Genomic DNA, 585 nt, shown 5'->3' on the forward strand with positions numbered 1-585 from the left:
TCGGCCCACATGTAGTCGCGTTCCTCGTCGGTGACCATTTCGAGGGTCAGCTCGTCGTGGTTGCGCAGGAAGATGCCCCACTGGCAGTTGGTGGGGATGGCGGGGGTCTTGGCGAGGATTTCGGAGACCGGGTAGCGGCTTTCGCGGCGGACGGCCATGAAGATGCGGGGCATGACCGGGAAGTGGAACGCCATGTGGCATTCGTCGCCGCCGGTGGAGTAGTCGCCGAAGTAGTCGACCACGTCCTCGGGCCACTGGTTGGCCTCCGCCAGCAGCACGGTGTCCGGGTACTGGGCGTCGATCTCGCTCCGGACGCGCTTGAGGAAGGCGTGCGAGGCGGGCAGGTTCTCGCAGTTGGTGCCCTCGGCCGCGTACAGGTAGGGCACCGCGTCGAGCCGGAAGCCGTCGATGCCGAGGTCCAGCCAGAACCGGAGGGCGGCCAGGATCTCCTCCTGCACGGCCGGGTTCTCGTAGTTGAGGTCCGGCTGGTGCGAGAAGAAGCGGTGGAAGAAGTACTGTCCGCGCACCGGGTCGAAGGTCCAGTTGGAGACCTCGGTGTCGACGAAGATGATCCGGGCGTCCTGG

1 protein-coding gene is annotated in these 585 nt (G+C 66.2%); it reads right to left on the reverse strand.

Features of this window, described 5'->3' with window-relative positions:
* Positions 1-585: alpha-amylase family glycosyl hydrolase (locus GT030_RS25875; RefSeq protein WP_237522822.1), on the reverse strand; the 585-nt coding region annotated here is incomplete at both ends.

Origin of the sequence: Streptomyces sp. SID1328 (assembly GCF_009865595.1) — a bacterium.
GTDB lineage: Bacteria > Actinomycetota > Actinomycetes > Streptomycetales > Streptomycetaceae > Streptomyces > Streptomyces griseoluteus.